The organism is Streptomyces sp. NPDC002206 (genome assembly GCF_053593595.1).
On record NZ_JBSFCW010000017.1, the window covers coordinates 127787 to 147225 of the forward strand.

Genomic DNA, 19439 nt, shown 5'->3' on the forward strand with positions numbered 1-19439 from the left:
CAGAACGTGGCCTGTTGGTCACAGGACTAAGTGCTGGCCGGTCTGTCTTGGCATTCATGCAGGTCAGAGCTATTTTGCGGGGGCTCAGGTCAGCAGGTCGTCAGCATCGGTCCTGGTTCTGGCTCACGGTTGTTGACCTTGGACACGGTAGGGGGCCACGGGACTCGGACCTGTAAGTTCGCCCCTGTTTTAGCGCGTACGTGGGCGGAGTCGAGGACGACGCGGAAAGACGTCGATCAGGCCGGCCTCGTCGAGCTGGTGCAGGACCGCCTCGTGCAGCCAGCCCCACACATCGGCCCGCGTCCGGATCATGAAACGGCGATGGGCCGTTGACTTCGATATCCCGAAACAGGGCGGCAGAGCCCGCCAGGAACACCCGCTCACCAGCACGTAGATGATCGCCGCGAACAGCGATTCATCAGGCGTGTTCTGCGTCCCGCCGCCCTGCGGCCGCACCCGGGCCTCCGGGATCAACGGCCCTCGCGATCTCCCACAGCCCGTCCGGAACAATCCAACTCCACGTACCCCGCCCCATGACCAGCCCAGCGAGCGAACCCCACATAGGACACCGTCTAAGCTGATGCGACAAGTGGACGGCAAGCGGTTGCCATCTGTTGTCGCGCACGTCAAAGGACGGAGCAGGTGAAACCCGTGGCCGAACCAACCCCACCCGTAGGGCGGCGCCCGCCGACGATCTATGACGTCGCACGGGCCGCGGGGGTGGCCGCCTCGACGGTCTCCCGAACCTTCTCCCGGCCAGGCCGGGTGAACGCCGAGACCGCCGAGCGGATCCGGCAGGTCGCCGCCAACCTCGGCTACCGCACCAACCCGCTGGCCCGCGCGCTGCCCACCGGGCGCACCTCGATGCTCGCCTTTGTGATCTTGGATATCACCAACCCGTTCTACGGGGAGATCATCCGCGGTGCGCAGTCCGCCGCAGCCGAGGCGGGGTACGTCATCCTGCTGGTCGACGCCCAGGAGTCGCACCAGCTGGAGCGGGAGGCGCTGGAGCGGGCACTGCCGACCGTGGAGGGCGTCGTCCTCGCCAGCTCGCGGATGTCGGACTCGGCGATCCGGATGACCGCCAAGCAGCGGCCGATGATCGTGCTCAACCGGCACGTCGCCGACGTGCCGAGCGTCGTCACCGACAACGTCCACGGAATGCGGCTGGCTGTCCAGCACCTGGCGGACCTGGGGCACCGCACCGTCACCTACGTCTCCGGGCCGGAGGCGTCCTGGGCGGACGGCATGCGGTGGCGCTCACTGCGCGAAGTGTCAGCAGAACTGCAGCTCCGGGTGCACCGGATCGGGCCGTACCCGCCGACGGTTGTCGGAGGGACCATGGCCGCCGAGGAGCTCGGCCGCCAAGGGACGTCGGCCGTCATCGCCTACAACGACCAGCTGGCGATCGGCCTGATGCGCGGCCTGCAGGCGGCGGGGCAGCGGGTGCCTCAGGACGTCAGCGTCGTCGGCTTCGACAACATCTTCGGCGCGGAGCTGGTCACCCCGGGCCTGACCACGGTGGCGGCACCGCTGCGGGCCCAGGGGTACACGGCGGTCCGCGATCTGCTCTCGGTCCTGGGCGGTGCCCATGCGAGCACCGGCCGACCGATGGTACTGCCGACCCGGCTGGTGGTACGCGGATCCACTGCCCCGCGCGGTCGGGGGCAGGCTCGTCCCGCAGCCCCGGACGGCCCCGCCCCCGGCTCGCGGTGACAGGGCCTGCCCGACGGACCATGCGCTCGCGGCCAACCAGCTGGGTTGCTGCCTGCGGGACGAAGGTCCGCTGGTCAGGCCTACTGCGCAGCGGAGCCGGAACAGGACATCGCCGGCCTGGGGAACCACCAGGGTGTCCGGGTCGGCGCTGAATGCCTCGATGTCCACCTCGGACGGGGCGAGGTGGTCCAGGTTGGCGCCGCGGACGACCTCCTCGGGGATGCCGGTGGCCAGGGTGACGATGACTCGGAGTCGTTCGCCGTGCTGCCCGTCCCAGGCGCCGGCGCCGCGCAGGTGGGTGGAGTGGGCCAAGACGCCTCAGTGCAGGCCCTTGAACCGTCCCACTGCTTGGTGAAGTAGTCGCGGCAGTGGTAGCCGATCTCCGCAATCTCCGGGTTCGTCGCAGAGATCTCCCGCACGTGCGGCGCGTAGAGGATGACCTTGCCGCCGTCCTTGGCCGCGGTCCAGATGTCCTCATACTTCTCGGGCATGATCGACAACACCCCGCTTGACGGGTGCGTCCAGGTAGCGGACATGGGTCTCGGCGGAGACGTCGGCAGCCGCCACCCAGGCCTCCTCCGGAGTGCCGAACAACGCGGCGTGCAACGCCCCCGAGCCCGACTGGGCAACCACACACAGCGCGCGGCGCCGGCTCGGGATCAGCTCGGCGGCCTCGTCGATCAGCGCCCGCACTGGGGTGATGCCGTGCGTCCCGACGATCTCGGCGCTGGTGATCAGGCCGCCCAGCCAGTGCGACAAGTCGATGATGTCGGCGCCGGGTACGCCTGGGAAGAAGTACCTGTTGCCGCCGGAGAACCCGACCACCTCGTGCGGGAAGACCGGTCCGACCACCAGCACCACGTCATGCTCCACCACGGCCCGGTTCAGCCGCACCTCGGCGCCGTTGTGCAGCAGCCCACCGGAGAGCTCGCCGACCGGTCGGCGGAGATGATGCAGAGCGAGGCGAACGTGGACATCTCCCACCCCGCGTGGTTGAGCACCGTCAGGCCCGGGTGGCGCTCCTCCGGTCCACCCTCGGGACAGCCCAGATGGGCCACCCAGCTCCCGCTCGCCCATGGCCGCGTGGGTGGCCCAGGGCGATCAGCACGGTCAGTCGGCTCACCCGCCCGGACAGCGCTCCGTTACGGCGGAGAGCAGCAGCGGCAGCGGGCAACTGCGGGTGCCGTCGGGCACCACCACGCAGACACTCTTGCCGTCCAGGTCGACGGCGGCGAGCTGCTCCGCGCCGAAGGCCCTCACCTGCTCATCGGTGAGGACCACGTCGGGGCCTCCGATACGCGCAGCCCGCGTCACTGCTCCGCCGGTGCTGTGGCCGGCCACCAGGTGTGCTGTCTCGCTCATATTGCGCGACCCAGGGGGAGGCCGACGAGCTCTGGGCGATGCTCGGCGAGGGCGGGGAGGGGGGCACCTGCGGCTGGCTGAAGGGCACGTTCGGCCTGTCGTGACAGGTCGTCCCGAAGACGCCGACCGATCTGCTGAGCGACCCCGACCCGGTGAAGTCCGAGCGGGCTACGAAGGCCATGCGGGGGATACGGCAGCTCGACATCCAGGCTGTGGTCGACACGTACAAGGAGTGACGCTCCGCCTGCGGTGACGGGCCATCAAGCAGTCCGGGCCGTCGCGACGCCGCCCGCCCCGTCCGGACCGTTGAGGGATCGGGGTCCGGACGGGGCAGGCAGCGTCGGTGCGGTGGCCGGCTCAGCCGACCGTGCGGTACGACGCGCCGTAGCCGAGGCCGTAGGCCGTGCCGTTGTGGTCGCGGTAGACGTATCCGGGGCCCTCGTCGTAGCCGGGGACGTCGGGCTTGCTGATGTCGACCGCGTGCTTGTCGGCCGGCAGGGTGATGGGCAGTTTGCCGGTGGGGGCGAAGCGGCCGCGGACGACGTCCATCAGTGCCTCGGACTTCACGTCGAAGGTGCCCAGCACCGCTGCGGCCCCGGCCTCGATGTCCTTGATGATCCACGGGTTGGTGAGGTTGACGGCCAGGGCGGTCGGCGCCGCGGCCTCGATGGCCTTGATCCGGGCCACGTCGATGCCGGTGTCGGCATTGAGCTCGAGGGACTGGCCCTCCGCGTCGGAGACGGTGAAGGTGTTCGGCCTCGCCCAGACCAGGGCGTCCGTCGCCTCGTTCAGGTTGTCGGTAAGGACCACCGACGGGTCCGTCCTGCGGATCAGAGCCTTCAGCGCCTCGGTCTGGGCGGCGCCGCCCGTCTTGGTGACGACCTCCACGAACAGCTTGCCGCTCCTCGCCTTGCCATCGGTCAGCGGCAGCAGCCCACGGTCGTTGCGCAGCAGCACGACGGACTTGCGGTTCGCGTTGTCGGCCTTGGCCTGGGAGGCCGGGGCGGTTGCGATGGTCTGGGCCCGGCCGGGGTCGACGTAGGGGTTCTCGAAGGCGCCGACCCTGAAGAGCTCGGTCAGCAGCATCTGGGCCGACTCGGTGAGCCTGCTCTCCGGTGCCAGCCCCGAGGTCACCGCCTGGGCCAGCAGGGCCGGGTCGCCGGTCACCGAGAACAGGTTGCTGCCGGCGTTGAGGGCCTTGGCGTACCGCTGCGGGACCGTCAGGTCCTCTACGCCCCACGGGGTGGTGGTCATGATGCCGCTGTCGGTGTTGACATAGCCCTTGTAGCCCAGCTGCTTGCGCAGCAGGTCGGTGATGATCGCCTTGTTGTAGGCGCCTCCCACTTCCTCGAACGGTGCGCCGCCCTTCAGCTGGGGAACGCTGAGCGCGTTGCTGGGGGCGTTGTAGTAGCTCATGATCGAGGTCGTACCAGCCTTGATCGCAGCCTTGAAGGAGGGGAGCTGGTACTTAGTCAGGCTTCCGGGGGTGGGGTAGGTCGCGAACCGGCCGGATGCGAAGTGCGGGTCGAGGCCCTGGTCCACGGCGCCGTCGCCGGGGAAGTGCTTCACGGTCATCGAGACGCCGTCCGGGCCGAGTTTCTTACCCTGGAAGCCCTCGACCAGCGACTGCGTGATCTCCGCGACCAGCTGCGGGCTCTCACCGAAGGTGCCGCTGACGCGGGTCCAGCGCGGTTCGGTGGCGACGTCCGCCTGGTACATATAGCCCTTGTGGATGCCGGAGGCGACCCACTCCTTCGCGGCGATCTGCGCGAACTCCTTCACCAGCGCGGGGTCCGCCGTCGCGGCCAGGCCGAGTGTGCCGGGCCAGGTCGAGAACTGGCCGGTCGCCTCGCTGATGCCGAAGGCCTGGTCGGGGTTCACATGGTTGCGCGGGTTGGAGACCATCATCGCGGGGATGCCCAGCCGGGTGTTCTCCGCCACCTCCTGGACCCGGTTGACCCAGATGGCCAGGTCCTTCGCGGTCGGGTTGTCGCGGATGATGAAGTAGCGCTCGCCCAGGTCCTGGATGCGCTTGGTGGTCCCGAACGTCGCCTCCGCACCCGACCTGCCGTTGCCGGTCTCGCACAGCAACCCGTTGCCCGGGCCCGCAGGGCAGGACCGGCTCGACCCCATGTTCAGCGAGTCGGCGAGCATCAGGCCGGCCTTCTCCTGCAGCGTCATCCTGGTGACCAGGTCTGCCGCGCGTTGCTCGGCCGGGAGCCGCCAGTCCTCGTAGCGGTCGAGTCGGCCGTTGCCGTTGGAGTCCTTGAACCGCTTCCCGTGGACGGTCAGCACGCTCTTCGTCTGTGCCCCGATCTGCGGGTCGTGGCCGTCGCCGCCGGGGGCCTGTGCGGGCGCCACCGCCGTGGCGTTCGTGTCGAGGCCCACCGACAGCGGCAGGGCGAGCACGAGCAGGGACAACGTGGCCCTTCTTGCGTACGGTGCGATCGAGCGCATGGGGCATCTCCTTTTGGCCGTCATCTGTACGAGGCCGTTGTCTGTATCGGGGGAGCGGCGGGGGCCGCGGCACGGCATGCGTCGGCCCGGGGCAGGGCGGACTGCTCCTGGGGATGCAGAACCCGGCTTCGGCAGCGGATCTTGGGCTGCGGCGGAGGGCGCCGGCGCGGGTTCTGAGTCGGCTGAGCCACCACGGGCGGTGCGGCGTGGGTGGCGGCTGTCGATCGTCGGTGTGCCGATTCTGAAAGCGTTCGCAGGGCCCTGGCAAGGCGCGGGGCGATGAATCTTGTTTCATGTCCAACAAGGAGGCCGGGGGATCCCAGGGCGATCGCGGTGCCTCGTGCCTCGTGCCGTTCGCAGGTGAACTATCACGGGATGCTCGTCGCCGACGATGGCCGGGTCGACGTCGGCCGCCTGGTCCACCCCCGCGTGGAGTCCGAGGTGGCGTTCCCCCTGGGGCGTCCCCTGGGTGCCGGCGCCGAGGCCGTCGCGGCGGTGGCGTCCGCACTGGAGGTCATCGACTCCCGCTACGAGGCCTTCCGCTTCGACCTCCACGAGGTGGTCGCCGACAACACCTCGGCCGCCGGTTACGCGGCCGGCCCCTGGCGCGAGCCCGTCGGCCTCACCGACCTGGCCGTGCTGCTGGAGATCGACGGCCCGGTGGTCCGGACCGGCTCCACCGAGGCGATCCTCGGCCATCCGCCGCGCACCCTGGAGCCGCGGCGCGGCTCGCCATCGAAGCGGGCATCACCCTGGAACCGGGCTCCACCATCCTCGCCTGCGCCGCCACCGCGGCCGTACCGCTGGGCCCGGGGAACCGCGTCCGGGGATCTCGGCGGACGGGCGGCGCTGAGGCGGCCTGCCGCGCGGTGGACGACACCGCTTTGGCGAGCTGCTCGCCGTGCTGATTGACATCGGTGCGGCGGCGCTCGCCGTCCGGGCCCGCGCGGTCGATGCCGGAACCGGCGCGAGGCCCGGAGCGGACCGCGGCTCCGGTGGGGTCAAGTTGTCCGCCGCCCGACGCCCCCCTTTCCCGTCCGCCCGCCGGTCGGCGAATCCCGTTGCCTCCGAACCGTTCTGACAGAGGATCTGTCGACGCAGTGGCGTGCCCCGGTCGGAGGCAACATATGGCAACCAGTTGCCAGGGTGTTCCGCTTGAAGTCACCATCGTCCGCAACTCGGCGCTCCTACCCGTGCGCTGCGAAGGCCAGTGGCCGCGCACCGCTCCGAGCGGCACGTTCCGTGTACTGCGTAGCACCACTTGCGCACCTCTCGCTCGTGGACCCGTCAAGGAAATGGAGTCACACCGTGCCAAGACCCCCCGGATCCACCGGACCGCGCACGCTGCGCAGACTGCGCCTGCTGTGTGTCGTTCTCAGCACCGTCGTCGTCGCCGGCCTGGCGTCCCCGATGTCGGCGGCCGCGGAGCGGCCCTGGATGAACACCGCGCTCACTCCGGAGGCACGCGCCGACCTGCTGGTCGACGCGATGACGCTCGATCAGAAGATCCAGCAGATCGCCATGAAACCGGTTGTCAACGCCGATATCCCCGGCTGCGACTTCTCTTCGTCCGGCCGCCATGTCGAGGGAATCCCCGCGCTGGCGATCCCGACGCTGAGAATGACCAACGGCCCGTTCGGCGGCGGGGACTGCAAGGTGGCCCCGACCTCGACCGGCCTCACCAGTGCGCTCTCCGTGGCCTCTTCCTGGGACACGGGCGCTTCGGCCGACTGGGGTGACATCCTCGGTGAGGAGACCCGGGCGAGCGCCCACAACGTGCTCCTGACGCCCGGCATCAACCTCGGACGCATCGCCAACGCGGGCCGCAACTTCGAGTACTTCGGCGAGGACCCCTATCTCGCAGGACGGATGGCGGTCGCCCAGGTCAACGCGGTGCAGGCGCACGGCGTCCAGTCGGTCGCCAAACACTACGCGGCCAACGAGCAGGAGACGCAGCGGTCGCAGATGGACACGGTCGTCGACGACCGCACCATGCACGAGCTCTACCTGCTGCCGTTCGAGATGACCAGCCGGGATGCCGGCCTGGCCTCGGTCATGTGCTCTTACCCGCACCTCAACGGCGTGTACGCGTGCGAGAACAAGCAGCTGCTGAGCGACTGGCTCCGCGGTGACCTGGGCTTCGACGGCTATGTGATGTCCGACCGCGGCGCCACGCACAGCACCGCACCGGCCATCAAGGCCGGGCTGGACCTGGAGTTCGCCAGTCCGCTCTGGTTCACCCCCGCACTGATCCATGCTGCGCTGGACACGGGCGACATCGCGACCGCCGACATCGACCAGATGCTCGAACGCCGCTACAAGGTGATGTTCAAGCTCGGCCAGTTCGACGATCCCGTCAACTCGCTGACGCCCATCGACTTCAGCACCAACGGCCAGCGGATCCGCGAGCTGGGCGAGCAGGGCAGCGTACTGCTGAAGAACGAGAAGAAGACCCTGCCGCTGGACGCGGGCTCGTTGCACTCGGTGGCGCTGATTGGCAGCCAGACCTTCGCGGGGCAGGCGAAGTTCAACTCCCAGGGCCCGTCGGACACCATCGTCGTCACCTCCCCGTACACGGTGACGCCGAAGCAGGGCCTGGAGAACGCTCTGGGCAAACTGGGCTCGGACGCGACCGTGACGTACAACGACGGGACCGACCCGGTCTCGGCCGCGGCCCTGGCGGCGGCGTCGGACGTCGCCGTGGTCATGGTGGGCGATGTCTCCCGCGAGGGCGTGGACCGGTCCACTCTCTCGCTGCCGGTCAGCAACGGGGTCGACCAGGACGCGTTGGTCTCCGCGGTGGCGGCCGCCAACCCCAACACGGTCGCCGTGCTCAAGAACGGCGGACCAGTCCTGCTGCCCTGGGCGGACAAGGTGCCCGCGCTGCTGGAGGCGTGGTATCCCGGGCAGGAGGACGGCAACATCGTCGCCGATCTGCTGTTCGGCATCACCAACCCGTCGGGCAAGCTTCCGATGACCTTCCCCGCCGGGCAGCGGGAGGGCGCCAACGCCACTGTGGAGCAGTGGCCCGGGGTCGACCCGGACGGCGACGGCAAGCTCACGACGACGTACAGCGAACGCCTGGAGATGGGCTACCGCTGGTACGACGCGAACGACGCCAAGCCGACGTTCCCGTTCGGGTTCGGGCTCTCCTACACCGACTTCAAGATCTCGAAGCTGCTGGTCACCCCGGAGAGGTCCGACGGCACCGCGCCGATCAAGGTTCGGTTCTTCGTGGAGAACACCGGGCGGGTGGCAGGCGCGGAGGTCGCCCAGGTCTACCTCGGTATGCCGTCCGCCACGGGAGAGCCGCCCCGGCGCCTCGTGGGGTTCCAGAAGGTCCAGCTTGACCCGGGGGAGAAGCAGCGGGTCGAGCTGACCATCGACCCCGCGGCGTCGAACCACCCGCTCTCCGTGTGGAACACCGGGGCCAGCAAGTGGAAGACCGCCGACGGCACCTACCGCATCCAGGTGGGCAACTCCTCGTCGAACCTGCCGCTCACCGAGACGGTCACGATCCGCACCCCCAGGGGCCACCAGGGATAGTGCCCTGACGGGGGACCGCCTTCGTCGCTGGACCCGGCCGCTACCGAGCGCTCGACGCTCCGGGGCCGGGTCCGGCGACACACGATCAGCCCCACCCCCGATCCGCATCCCCGGAGAGGACCGTCATGGCGGTAACGATCCGCGACGTCGCAAAGGCGGCCGGCGTCTCAGCTTCCACAGTGTCACGAGCACTGTCGCTGCCCGACATCGTCGACCCCTGCACCCGCGAGCGGGTGCTGAGGACGGCCGACCAGTTGGGCTACCAGCCCAACCGGGCGGCACGTGGACTGATCACCGGACGCACAGGCAACCTGGGACTGATCGTCCCCGACCTGGCCAACCCCTTCTTCCCTATGGTCATCAAGGGGATCCAGGCGCAGGCCAGGGATGCCGACTACGCGGTCTTCCTCGCCGACAGCGACGAGAAGCCCGCCCTCGAGATCGGTCTGGTACGCGCCCTGGCCATACAGGTCGACGGCATCATCCTGTGCTCCCCTCGGATGTCCGACGGCGAACTGCGCGAGGCGGCGGGATGCGCACCCGTCGTCCTGGTCAACCGGCGCTCCGGATTGCTGCCCGCCGGCCTGGTGGACAACGCCGGCGGTCTGCGCGAGGCGGTCGACCACCTCGTATCGCTCGGCCACCGCCGGATCGGCTTCGTCGCCGGCCCGCGTTCGAGTTGGTCGAGCGGCGAGCGGCTGCGTGCAGTGCGAGCGGCCGCCGAGACGGTGCGGGTGGAGCTGGTCGAAATCGGCAACTTCGCCCCGCAGTTCAAGGGAGGCGTCGTGGCGACGGACGCGACGCTCGCCTCCGACGTCACGGCCGTCATCACGTACAACGACCTGATGGCACTGGGGCTGATCCAGACGCTGGCCTCCCAGGGGGTCGAGGTACCACGACGGTTGAGCGTCATCGGTATCGACGACATCCCCACGTCGGCGATGGTGCACCCCTCACTCACCACCCTCTGCGTTCCCAAGGAACAAGCCGGACGCGTGTCCGTCGATCTGATGGTGCAGCTGCTGGCCGACCCGAAGGCCGACTTCCACCCGCAGCGGACACTGCCCACGAAGCTCATCGTCCGCAACACCACCGCCGTCCCCTATCTCTGACTCAACCCTCACACCACACATGTCACGCAGTGCCGAGAAAGGACCCCTCATGCGCACTTCCCACCGCACAGCCATGCTCGGATCCGCCACAGCCGCCCTCATGCTCCTCACCGCCTGCGGCGCCCCCACCACTCCCGGTCAGGGCACGGACGCCACCCCCAAAGCCGTTCCGGAGACACCGTCCAAGCCGGTCGCCCTCAACGTGCTGGACGTCGCCGGCAATCTCCAGCTCACCCAGGGCATGATCGACGAATTCGTCAAGGAGAACCCGAAGGTCATCTCCCGGATCACCTACTCCAACGCACCCGCCCCCGACCTGGTCGGCAAGATCAAGGCCCAGCAGGGGGCCGGACGGGTGGACATCGGTCTGGTACTGACCGGCGTCGACGGCATGGCGGCCGGGGCGGAGCAGGGCCTGTGGCAGAAAGTGCTGCCCGCCCACGCCGACCGGCTGAGCAACATGAAGACCTACCAGGAACCTGCGGCGAAGATGCAGGAGCTCGCCGGCGACTACGGCGTGACCGTGACCTACTACCCGTCGGGACCACTGCTGGAGTACCTGCCCGGCAAGGTCGCGCAGCCACCCACGACGGCACAGGAGCTGCTGGACTACGCCAAGGCGCACCCGGGCAAGGTGGAGTACGCACGCCCCGCCAATTCCGGCCCCGGGCGTACCTTCCTGATGGGCCTTCCGTACATCCTGGGGGACAAGGACCCCAAGGACCCGGAGAAGGGCTGGGACAAGACCTGGGCGTACCTGGGTGAGCTCAACAAGTACATCAAGACCTACCCGTCAGGCACGAGCCAGACGATGAAGGACCTGGCCACCGGCTCAGCCGACATCGTCGTGACCACGACCGGCTGGGACATCAACCCGCGGGTGCTGGGCACCGTGCCACAGGAGGCGAAGGTCAGCACCCTGCAGGGCTTCCACTGGGTCACCGACGCGCACTACGCGGTGATTCCCAAGGGCGCGTCGACCGACCAGCAGGCGGCGGTACTGAAGTTGCTGCAGTTCATGCTCACCAAGAAGCAGCAGGCCAAGGCGTACGACGACGGTTACTTCTACCCCGGTCCTGCGGTGCAGGGGGTCGACTTGTCCATGGCGCCGGAAAAGAGCCAGGACGCGATCAAGAAGTTCGGCCGGTCCGAGTACGACGCGCTGATCGCAAACAACCCCAAGGAGGTCCCGCTGGACGCGAAGTCCGTCATCAAGGCCTTCGACCGGTGGGACCGTGAGATCGGCGGAGCAAAGAAGTGATGACCACTCAGAACCGTTTCACAGAGCTGCGGCTCGACGGGGTCGGCCGTCGCTTCGGCGGCCAGGACGCCCTCAGCGGGTTGGACCTCGGCATCCGGGCCGGCGAGTTCATCGCCCTCCTCGGACCGTCGGGCTGCGGCAAGTCCACCGCGCTGAACTGCCTTGCCGGGCTGCTCCCGCTGACGGCCGGGCGCATCTGGCAGGACGACCGACGGATCGATGTGCTGCCGCCGGAGAAGCGCGGGTTCGGCATGGTTTTCCAGAACTATGCGCTGTTCCCGCACATGTCGGTGCGCGCCAACATCGCCTTCGGTCTGAAGATGCGGCGCCTGCCCAAGCCAGAGGTCCAGCGCCGCACCGACGAGGCGATCCGCCTTGTCCAGCTGGAGGAACACGCCGGCAAACTGCCCGGTCAGCTCTCGGGCGGCCAGCAGCAACGGGTGGCGATCGCCCGTGCCGTGGTGCTGGAACCCTCGGTGGTGCTGATGGACGAGCCACTCAGCAACCTCGACGCCAAGCTGCGGCTGGAGATGCGCACCGAGATCCGGCGGCTGCACCAGAGCCTGGGACTGACGACGGTGTACGTCACGCACGACCAGGAAGAGGCGCTGTCCATGGCGGACCGCCTGGTCGTGCTGCGCAGTGGCCGGGTACAACAGGTCGGTACCCCTCAGGAGCTGCACAATCGGCCGGCGAACCGGCATGTGGCGGACTTCATGGGGTTCCGCAACCTGCTGCCGCTGACCGCCGGGGCCGGGGACGCGGACGGGCTGGTGGTGGAAGGGCGCGGGCTGCGGCTGCGTGCCACGCCGGTCGGCCGGATACCGGCGGGGTCGCCGGTCGTGGTGGGTGTCCGTCCGGAGGACCTCACGGTGGTGGACACGAAGGCCGCAGGCGGCGACCCGGGCACGGGCGCGGTGCCGGACACCCTCCACGCGGTGGTGGAAGTGGTGGAGTACCAGGGCCACGAGCTGGCGGTCGAGGCCCGCACGCCGGAGGGATTGCGCCTGCACCTGAAGAGCCGCGAGCGGCCGGCTCCGGGCGACGTGCTGACGCTGACGGCCCACCCCTCCCGCCTGCTGGCGTTCCTGGCGGAGGATGACGCCGGGCTGCCGTCGGACGCGGCCACCGCACCTCCCGCGGTCGTTCCGGCCGAGGCGACCGCGCGAGCTGCGTCATGACCGGCACGATGCCACGCCCCGTTGAGACCACCGAGCACGCGCACCGCGGTGTGCACGGCCCTGGCCTGCGGCACCGGCTGGCGGAGCGCGGTGTGGACAGCCGACTGCTGCTGCTGGTGCCCGCGGTGGTCTTTGTACTGGGCCTGTTCGTCTACCCGTTCCTGTACGGCCTGGGGCTGTCGTTCCAGCCGACCTCGGGCGGCAATCCTTTCGCGAACTACCAGCGGTTCTTCACCGACTCCTTCCAGCGGGACACGATCGGTAAGACGCTGGGTCTTGCTGTGCCGGTCTCCCTGCTGAACGTGCTGGCCTCGGTGCCGATCGCGCTGCGCATGCGCGGCAAGTTCCGCGGTAAGCGTGTGGTCACGACCCTGCTGGTGATACCGATCACCCTGGGCACGGTGCTGGCCGCAGAGGGTCTGCTGAATTTCCTCGGCCCCTCCGGGTGGTTCAACCGAATCCTGCAAGGCACCGGGCTCACCGACCAACCAGTGCAACTCGTCAACAACTACTGGGGTGTCTTCTTCTCCCTGGTGATCACCGGTTTCCCGTTCGCGTTCCTGCTGATCCTCTCCTACCTGTCCGGCATCGACCCGACCCTGGAGCGCGCCGCCGCCACCCTGGGGGCCGACCGGTGGGCGCGTTTCCGCCGGATCACCCTGCCGCTGCTGGCTCCCGGCCTGGCGACGACGTTCTGCCTGACTTTTGTGCTGGCGTTCAGCGTCTTCCCGTCGGCGATCCTGGTCGGCAACCCGAGCGGGGAGACCAGGGTCATCTCCATCGCCGCCTACCAGGCGGCGTACGAGCAGTACGACTACTCGTTCGCATCGGCGATCGCCATGATCATGGGTGCCGTCGAACTTGTGGTGATCGCGGTGGTCATGCTGTGGCGATCGCGCCTGTACACCGGATCGACAGGAGGGAAGGGCTGATGGCAGGCGTACTCGGCGCACCCGCTGCCGCGGGCCCGGCGGCACGGCCCCGGCACAGGATCGTGGCCGGCCCCGGGGCGTGGCTGGTATGGGGGGCGGTTGTCCTCTTCATGCTCGGCCTGCTCGGTGTCGTCGGATCGGTACTGGTCAACTCCTTCGGGACCCGGTGGTTCGACACCTGGTTGCCACAGGGGGCGACCACCCAGTGGTACTCCCAGGCCTGGGAGGACTTCGGGCTGCCGCAGGTGATCACCGTGACCCTGGAGGTGTGCCTCGCGGTGGTGTTGCTGTCGGTGCTCGTCGGTGTGCCAGCTGCTTACGTGCTGGCCCGGCGCGACTTCCCCGGCAAGCGGATCATCTACCTGGCTTTCCTGCTGCCGATCCTGATGCCACCGATCACTTACGGCATTCCGCTGGCGACCGTGCTCTACAAGTTCGGCCTGGCCGGTCACCTCTCCGGTGTCATACTGGCCAATCTCGTACCGTCGGTGCCGTTCGTCATCCTGACGATGACGCCGTTCATCGAGCAGATCGACCCGTCGATCGAGCGCGCGGCCCGTATGTCGGGAGCCCGCCTGTGGTCGGTGTTCACCAGGATCCTGGCGCCGCTGCTCGTCCCGGGCATCCTGGCCGCGGCGATCCTGGTCCTTGTGCGGACGGTCGGCATGTTCGAGCTGACCTTTCTGACGGCGGGGCCCGACTCGCAGACCCTGGTGGTTGCGCTGTTCTACTCGATGTCGGCCTCCGGCATCAGGGCCCAGCAGGCGGTCGACTCCATGGCCGTGATCTACATGGCGATGATGCTGGTCCTGCTCGTGGTGGCGCTGCGTTTCGTCAACCCCACCCAGCTGGTGGCCAGGGTGAAGGAGGAGCCGGAGCCCTGACACCTGGTCGGCCGACAGGCCGGGAGGCGCCATCGGGCGCTGCCCCGGCCTGTCGGCCGTGAGGGAGCACAGGATCGCCTTGGTCGGGATGCAGCCCCAGTTCAGGCGCGGGACTGTAAAACGTTCGGCTCTGTCCCGTATTCGGGACAGAGCCGATCGTTTGGCCGACGCCGGCAGGGACGACCCACTTACCGGACAACGGAACACGAACTGCCCGAGGGCACCAGCGCCTGTCCGGCCCACAGGACCTCGGACGAGCGGGCGCACAGCGACACCGCGGCGCCCGCCGCACACAAGGCCAGGCCCACCTGGTACACCTTCTTGCGCCCGTGCACGTCCGCGAACACGCCCGCGGTGAGGATCAACGCGGCGACCGGCAGGACGAACGCATCGGTGACCACGACAACTGCGCGGTGGACGTACCCAGCTCCCGCTGGATCTCCGGAAGACTCACAGCGACTGTGGTCACCGGCAGATAGGCGACGAAGACACCAGCACAGGCCAGGGCAACCGTTGTTGTCCGCGCGCGCCGGGCCACCGTCTCCTTGCTCGAGAGGTTCAAGAAATTTCTCGAGGCACATTGCGATTGATTGTTCTCGCCCCACCGTGGGCCATACCTGTGCCCGATGGTCAGCCAGCACGCGCCGCATGAAGATAATCCGACATCAGCGCCGGCGAAATTGCGGATTCCCGTCACGCAGTCGATGTCGGCAGGATCCTCAAGAGGTGAACTCCCAGCTCATGCCCCATGCTGTGCCAGGGCGATTGTAAAGTCTCCTGACCATGAATCGATGCAGGTCAGTTGAGACTGAGGAGGGTCAGCGGCTGCTCGTAAGGTGAAGGACTGTTGTGCGGAGTCCGGCGGCGATGTTGGCGTGGCCGGCGGTGCGGAGCTGGTTGATGGCGAAGCTGCGCAAGGTGGCCATGTTCTCCGGACTGTGGCCGGTGCGAATCTTGGAGGCGTCCTCCCGGAAGGCGGCGTCCCTGACAAAGTGAAGCCTGTTCTCGATCACCCAGTGAGCCCTCAAGATCTTCGCGATCCGCTCGGGGGACGCCTGGCGGCTGGTGAGGTCGGTGATGACGTAGACCGTCTCGCGGTTGCGTTTGCCGGACTTGGTGTCGGTGCGATGGCGTACGACTCTGGCGACCTGGGCGGCGTACGGGAAGTCGACGCCGAGGTCGGTGACGGTAAGGGCCTGCACGACCCGGGTCTCCAGGCGGCCGTGCCCGGTGGTGCGGTCGTAGAACTTCGCCGTAGCCTCGCCCCAGGGCAGGGTCCGCAGCTGCTCATAGAGGTTCTTCTGGTTCCGTTTCACGGTGAACGCGTAGTGCGCCTTCTTCGCCTCGACGAGGAAGCGGGCGTGGTCGCGCTGGGTGTGCAGAGCATCGCCGGTCACGGTGACTCCGCGCAGGTCGTAGGGGTCCAGGAGGGCGGCGAAGCAGGTGATCTCGTTCGTCTTCTCCGAGACCTTCAGCTGGGTGACGGTCAGTCCGGCGCCGGTCATTACGGCCAGCAGGTGGGCGGCCGGGGTGGTGCCGTGGCGCGAGCCGCGGGCGCTCTTGCCGTCCAGGGCGAGGGTGTCGGTCCCGGCCGGGTCGTGTCCGAGGAGGTCGGCCAGGCCGCCGGGGCAGGTGTCCTTGATGACCCGGCGGATGGTCGCGCCGCTGGGCGGGACACGCACAGCCAGGGCTATCGCGGTGCGAGCCCCTCGCCGACCGCCTGACCGGCGCGGCCTGCCAAGGCGGGCCGCGCACCACACCGCACGACCGCGCACCGAGCACGGACCGCACCACACAAGGGGACACCATGGGCAAACAGCGCATCACCGTCTGTCTGCCGCCCGTCGGCCCCGACGGGCTGAAGGAGGCGATCGGGCATGTCAAGCCGTGTTCACAGACTTCATCCGCGCTCTGGGGCCGCTTCCCGTCAACTGTTGGCCTGTCCCGTGGTTACGCGGGGGATCCTGAATATCGCCATGCTGACCAGAAGGGGCTTGGGACCACCCCCGATGGGATGGTTGTCGATGGTGCCCGCGTAGACGGCGAGTCCCTAGTCGTGTTCCGCCACCTTCACGCAACCCTTCGTACACCTCGTGAGTCACATCTCCGAGAACCTTCGCTCTCATTGCCCCCCTTCGACTCCGGGAGTTCCCCGTGCGTGCACGCCCCCTGGCCGTTACCGCCGCCGCAGCGGCCCTCACCGCCGCCGGTCTGACCCTGCCACTCGCCGGGAGCGCCGCGGCTGCAACGACTCCGCGGTTCGACTTCAACGGCGACGGATACGCGGACATCGCGGTCGGCATGCCCAACGCCACGGTGGACGGCAAGGCCAAGGCCGGCTACATCAGCGTGATCTATGGCGGCCCGCAGAGCCCGAGCCAGTCCACCGGTGTCATCAGCCAGGCTGAGGCCGGCATACCCGGCACGCCCGAGGCGGGCGACCGCTTCGGGTCCTCCGTGGCACCCGTCGACGTGAACGGCGACGGCGTCTTCGAGCTCGTCGTCGGCGCGAGCGGCGAGTCGCTCACCTCCGATCAGCTCAAGGACGAGGGCACCATCACCGTCCTGGACGGCTCGGGATGGAACGTCAAGGGCACCACCGTGGCCAGGGGCGCGGGCGAGTTCAGCAGCATCGGCCGCACCATCGCCACGGGCGACTACGACGGCGACGGCGACACCGACCTCGCGTACGGCGAGAACAGCGAGGAGGGCGGCTCGCTTCGGTTCCGCCCGGGCCCGCTCACCGCGGCCCCCGTAACCACCACCACCCTGCGCCGCTACAGCATGGGCGGCGCCACCCGCGACCTGGCAACCGGCGATTTCGACGGCGACGGCCGGGACGACCTCGCCGTCACCTGGCAGGGCATGGAGGACTCCAGCACCTTCATCATGCGCTGGGACGACCAGGCCAAGCCGGCCCAGTGGTACGCCGACGCCGACCGGGGCAGCTCGCTCGCCGCCGCCGACTTCGACCGGGACGGCACGGACGACCTCGCGGTCGGCCTCGTACAGCCCAACCCCGAGTCGGAGACCACGCATTGCGAGGACCGGCTCGGCGGTGCGGTGCTCCTGCTCAAGGGCTCGAAGACCGCGAACTTCGGCACCGAGAGCGAGTGCATCACCCAGTCGAACCCGGAGGTCGGCGGCACCGCCGAGGAGGGCGACGACTTCGGCGCCGCGCTGGCCGCGGGCGACCTGAACGGCGACAGCCGTCCGGAACTGGTGGTCGGCGTGCCCGGCGAGGACGTGGGCACCGTCAAGGACGCGGGCGGGTACGTCACCATGAACGGCACGGAGCACGGCCTCTACGGCGGTCTGGCCCGCAGCCAGAGCACCACGAACATGCCCGGCACGGCCGAGGCCGGCGACCGCTTCGGCGCCCAGGTGGCCGTCGGCGACTACAACCGCGACGGACTGTGGGACACCGGGGTGAGCGCGCCGGGGGAGAACGCCGGTGAGCCCAGGTCGGGTGGCGTCTGGTTCGTGCCGAGCAGCACCGAGGAGACGTACCCGCTGGGCAAGTCGCTGACCCCGTTCGGCTTCGCACTGCCCCACGGGGCCATCAAGTACGGCGAGGTGCTGGGGCTTTAAAGGTCTGTCAACGCGGCTTGATGATCCATGTCAAGCCGCGTTCATAGCCCAATTCCTTGCATCATTGGGGGTGCTGGTTCCCTCCCGGCGGGTTGATGTCCCTGGCGGCTCGGTCGAGATGAGGCGGCTATGACGGAAACAGCCACTCCATCGCGGCAAGGCTCTTGTCGACGTAATTGCCTTGTTCCGTCTCGATGCCGTATGCCAGATCCTCGAAGACACTGCACCTGGCATAGAACACGGCGCGCTCACTGAGAGCCGCGACGTCGTTGGCGTCGGTTCGATAGGTGCTGATGGCGGCGCGGGTAGCCGCGGGGCCGAGATCGCGGTAGAGCAGCCCGAAGTCGCAGGCCGGATCGACGACGGCGGCGTCACTCCAGTCGATGATGCCGGTCACCGTCCATGCGACCGGGTCGACGAGAACGTGTTCGATCCCCAGATCGTTGTGGGAGAACGTTGGGGTGCAGCCAGCGTGCGGTGGTGCGGCGTCCAGGAACGCTTCGACGGATCGGCGCTGCGCCGCCGGTACTTGCTCGGCCACCGTCACATAGTTCTCCATGGCCTCATGTCGCCACTCGGCCACCGGCTGGTGGTCCGTTTCCACGGCCATCCGATCGATCGCAACAGCATGCAGCGCAGTGAGTAGCTCGCCAAGCGCGGCGCCAATCGACGTGCCGTGAGCCGATCGTTGGTGCCGCGGCATACCCACCAGTGGCACGCCGGGAAGCTTGAAGTAGGCCAGACAACCCTGCTCCGCGACCGTGAACGTCGGCTGGGGCACGGGCAGCGGCGAAACGTCGGCGACGGCAGCAAGCACGCGGGCCTCGTGGTTCAGCAGAGCGGCCCGCCGTGCCAGGTCGGGCTCCTTACTGAAGCGCACGATCAGCTCACCGTTCACCTCGTACGCCAGGTTGTCCAGGCCCTCGCCGAGCTGCACGACGGAGTCGACCTGGTAGTCGGGCATGTGCGCGATCACGACGCTGCGGACGTCTGCGACGCGGTCGCGGCTGCGACTGGTCATTCGCGGACGATATCAATCGGCCACACGACGTCAGCGGTGGTCATCGAGTGGCCGCGCGGTCGCCGACCAGGCCCGCAACGGTGCGGATGGCCTCTCTTCAGGCACCGAAAGGGGCTGTGAACGCGCCTGATGACTCATGTCAAGCCGCGCTCACAGACCTTTCTGACAGCAGTGGGAAGCTGTCCATCATTACGTACGAGGCAGCCGAATGTCGTCCACTCTCTGGCGTGGGTGAGCCCGCTGTGCGCTTCCAGCCGAGCCAGCGCGCTCAGCCTGGATGAGTCAGACCCGAATCCGCAGGTAGCTGTGGGGGCTGGCGGCTGATACGGCGACAGGTGTCCCTGCTGGTTTGAGATGATCGAGGTTCTCTACGCCT

The 19439-nt window shown here is 68.6% G+C and carries 14 protein-coding genes and 2 pseudogenes; 9 read left to right on the plus strand and 7 right to left on the minus strand.

Annotation, left to right across the window (positions count from 1 at the left end; all coding sequences use genetic code 11):
- Nucleotides 1–156 precede the first annotated feature (156 nt).
- Nucleotides 157–535, minus strand: a pseudogene (locus tag ACWCP8_RS27005) (transposase); the annotation flags it as partial.
- 116 nt (nucleotides 536–651) lie between these two features.
- On the opposite strand from ACWCP8_RS27005, the gene ACWCP8_RS27010 reads away from it, so the two are divergent.
- The gene (locus tag ACWCP8_RS27010) at nucleotides 652–1716 is read left to right on the plus strand and encodes a LacI family DNA-binding transcriptional regulator (protein WP_352271861.1); all 1065 of its coding nucleotides are present in this window, start codon (nucleotides 652–654) and stop codon (nucleotides 1714–1716) included.
- Between the two features lie 474 nt (nucleotides 1717–2190).
- On the opposite strand, the gene ACWCP8_RS27015 is transcribed toward ACWCP8_RS27010, so the two are convergent.
- The 3 genes from ACWCP8_RS27015 to ACWCP8_RS27025 form a co-directional block, all read right to left on the minus strand.
- Nucleotides 2191–2700, minus strand: a complete 510-nt coding sequence (locus ACWCP8_RS27015; RefSeq protein ID WP_451118624.1) for a lactate racemase domain-containing protein — start codon at nucleotides 2698–2700, stop codon at nucleotides 2191–2193.
- A gap of 135 nt (nucleotides 2701–2835) precedes the next feature.
- On the minus strand, nucleotides 2836–3078 hold the full coding sequence (locus tag ACWCP8_RS27020) for a hypothetical protein (RefSeq protein ID WP_451118626.1): 243 nt from the start codon (nucleotides 3076–3078) through the stop codon (nucleotides 2836–2838).
- A gap of 357 nt (nucleotides 3079–3435) precedes the next feature.
- Nucleotides 3436–5535: a glycoside hydrolase family 3 protein gene (locus tag ACWCP8_RS27025; protein ID WP_451118628.1), complete on the minus strand. Its 2100-nt coding sequence runs from the start codon at nucleotides 5533–5535 to the stop codon at nucleotides 3436–3438.
- Nucleotides 5536–5895: 360 nt separating this feature from the next.
- Between ACWCP8_RS27025 and ACWCP8_RS27030 the strand changes: the two genes are divergently transcribed.
- From ACWCP8_RS27030 to ACWCP8_RS27060, 7 genes are all read left to right on the plus strand, one after another.
- Complete coding sequence (locus tag ACWCP8_RS27030) at nucleotides 5896–6447, plus strand: hypothetical protein (protein ID WP_451118630.1); 552 nt, start codon at nucleotides 5896–5898, stop codon at nucleotides 6445–6447.
- Nucleotides 6448–6843: 396 nt separating this feature from the next.
- Nucleotides 6844–9081: a beta-glucosidase gene (locus ACWCP8_RS27035; RefSeq protein WP_451118632.1), complete on the plus strand. Its 2238-nt coding sequence runs from the start codon at nucleotides 6844–6846 to the stop codon at nucleotides 9079–9081.
- 125 nt (nucleotides 9082–9206) lie between these two features.
- Nucleotides 9207–10193, plus strand: coding sequence for a LacI family DNA-binding transcriptional regulator (locus ACWCP8_RS27040; RefSeq protein WP_352271851.1), 987 nt, complete (start codon nucleotides 9207–9209; stop codon nucleotides 10191–10193).
- A 49-nt stretch (nucleotides 10194–10242) separates the two neighbouring features.
- Nucleotides 10243–11454: an extracellular solute-binding protein gene (locus ACWCP8_RS27045; protein WP_352271850.1), complete on the plus strand. Its 1212-nt coding sequence runs from the start codon at nucleotides 10243–10245 to the stop codon at nucleotides 11452–11454.
- Nucleotides 11454–12635, plus strand: a complete 1182-nt coding sequence (locus tag ACWCP8_RS27050) for an ABC transporter ATP-binding protein (RefSeq protein ID WP_451118635.1) — start codon at nucleotides 11454–11456, stop codon at nucleotides 12633–12635. The genes ACWCP8_RS27045 and ACWCP8_RS27050 overlap by 1 nt, the downstream gene beginning before the upstream one ends.
- 8 nt (nucleotides 12636–12643) lie before the next feature.
- Complete coding sequence (locus tag ACWCP8_RS27055) at nucleotides 12644–13567, plus strand: ABC transporter permease (protein ID WP_352271846.1); 924 nt, start codon at nucleotides 12644–12646, stop codon at nucleotides 13565–13567.
- The gene (locus ACWCP8_RS27060; protein WP_352271844.1) at nucleotides 13567–14451 is read left to right on the plus strand and encodes an ABC transporter permease; all 885 of its coding nucleotides are present in this window, start codon (nucleotides 13567–13569) and stop codon (nucleotides 14449–14451) included. The genes ACWCP8_RS27055 and ACWCP8_RS27060 overlap by 1 nt, the downstream gene beginning before the upstream one ends.
- 206 nt (nucleotides 14452–14657) lie before the next feature.
- Here the strand turns inward: ACWCP8_RS27060 and ACWCP8_RS27065 are convergent.
- Nucleotides 14658–15013, minus strand: a pseudogene (locus ACWCP8_RS27065) (MFS transporter); the annotation flags it as partial.
- Between the two features lie 256 nt (nucleotides 15014–15269).
- Entirely contained in the window at nucleotides 15270–16133 is an 864-nt protein-coding gene (locus tag ACWCP8_RS27070; RefSeq protein WP_451118638.1) for an ISAs1 family transposase, read from the minus strand.
- Between the two features lie 472 nt (nucleotides 16134–16605).
- Here ACWCP8_RS27070 and ACWCP8_RS27075 point away from each other — a divergent pair, with 472 nt between their 5' ends.
- Nucleotides 16606–18042 carry an FG-GAP repeat protein gene (locus ACWCP8_RS27075; protein WP_352271840.1) on the plus strand — a complete coding sequence of 479 codons (1437 nt, stop codon included), beginning with the start codon at nucleotides 16606–16608 and terminating at the stop codon, nucleotides 18040–18042.
- A gap of 127 nt (nucleotides 18043–18169) precedes the next feature.
- On the opposite strand, the gene ACWCP8_RS27080 is transcribed toward ACWCP8_RS27075, so the two are convergent.
- Nucleotides 18170–19063, minus strand: a complete 894-nt coding sequence (locus tag ACWCP8_RS27080; protein ID WP_451118640.1) for a phosphotransferase family protein — start codon at nucleotides 19061–19063, stop codon at nucleotides 18170–18172.
- Between the last annotated feature and the right edge of the window lie 376 nt (nucleotides 19064–19439).

Bases quoted from the DNA above. Each gene is read 5' to 3' on its own strand.
- ACWCP8_RS27020 (WP_451118626.1), bottom strand. From the start codon at position 3,078: ATGAGCGAGACAGCACACCTGGTGGCCGGCCACAGCACCGGCGGAGCA.
- ACWCP8_RS27025 (WP_451118628.1), bottom strand. From the start codon at position 5,535: ATGCGCTCGATCGCACCGTACGCAAGAAGGGCCACGTTGTCCCTGCTC.
- ACWCP8_RS27040 (WP_352271851.1), top strand. From the start codon at position 9,207: ATGGCGGTAACGATCCGCGACGTCGCAAAGGCGGCCGGCGTCTCAGCT.
- ACWCP8_RS27045 (WP_352271850.1), top strand. From the start codon at position 10,243: ATGCGCACTTCCCACCGCACAGCCATGCTCGGATCCGCCACAGCCGCC.
- ACWCP8_RS27050 (WP_451118635.1), top strand. From the start codon at position 11,454: ATGACCACTCAGAACCGTTTCACAGAGCTGCGGCTCGACGGGGTCGGC.
- ACWCP8_RS27055 (WP_352271846.1), top strand. From the start codon at position 12,644: ATGCCACGCCCCGTTGAGACCACCGAGCACGCGCACCGCGGTGTGCAC.
- ACWCP8_RS27060 (WP_352271844.1), top strand. From the start codon at position 13,567: ATGGCAGGCGTACTCGGCGCACCCGCTGCCGCGGGCCCGGCGGCACGG.
- ACWCP8_RS27080 (WP_451118640.1), bottom strand. From the start codon at position 19,063: ATGACCAGTCGCAGCCGCGACCGCGTCGCAGACGTCCGCAGCGTCGTG.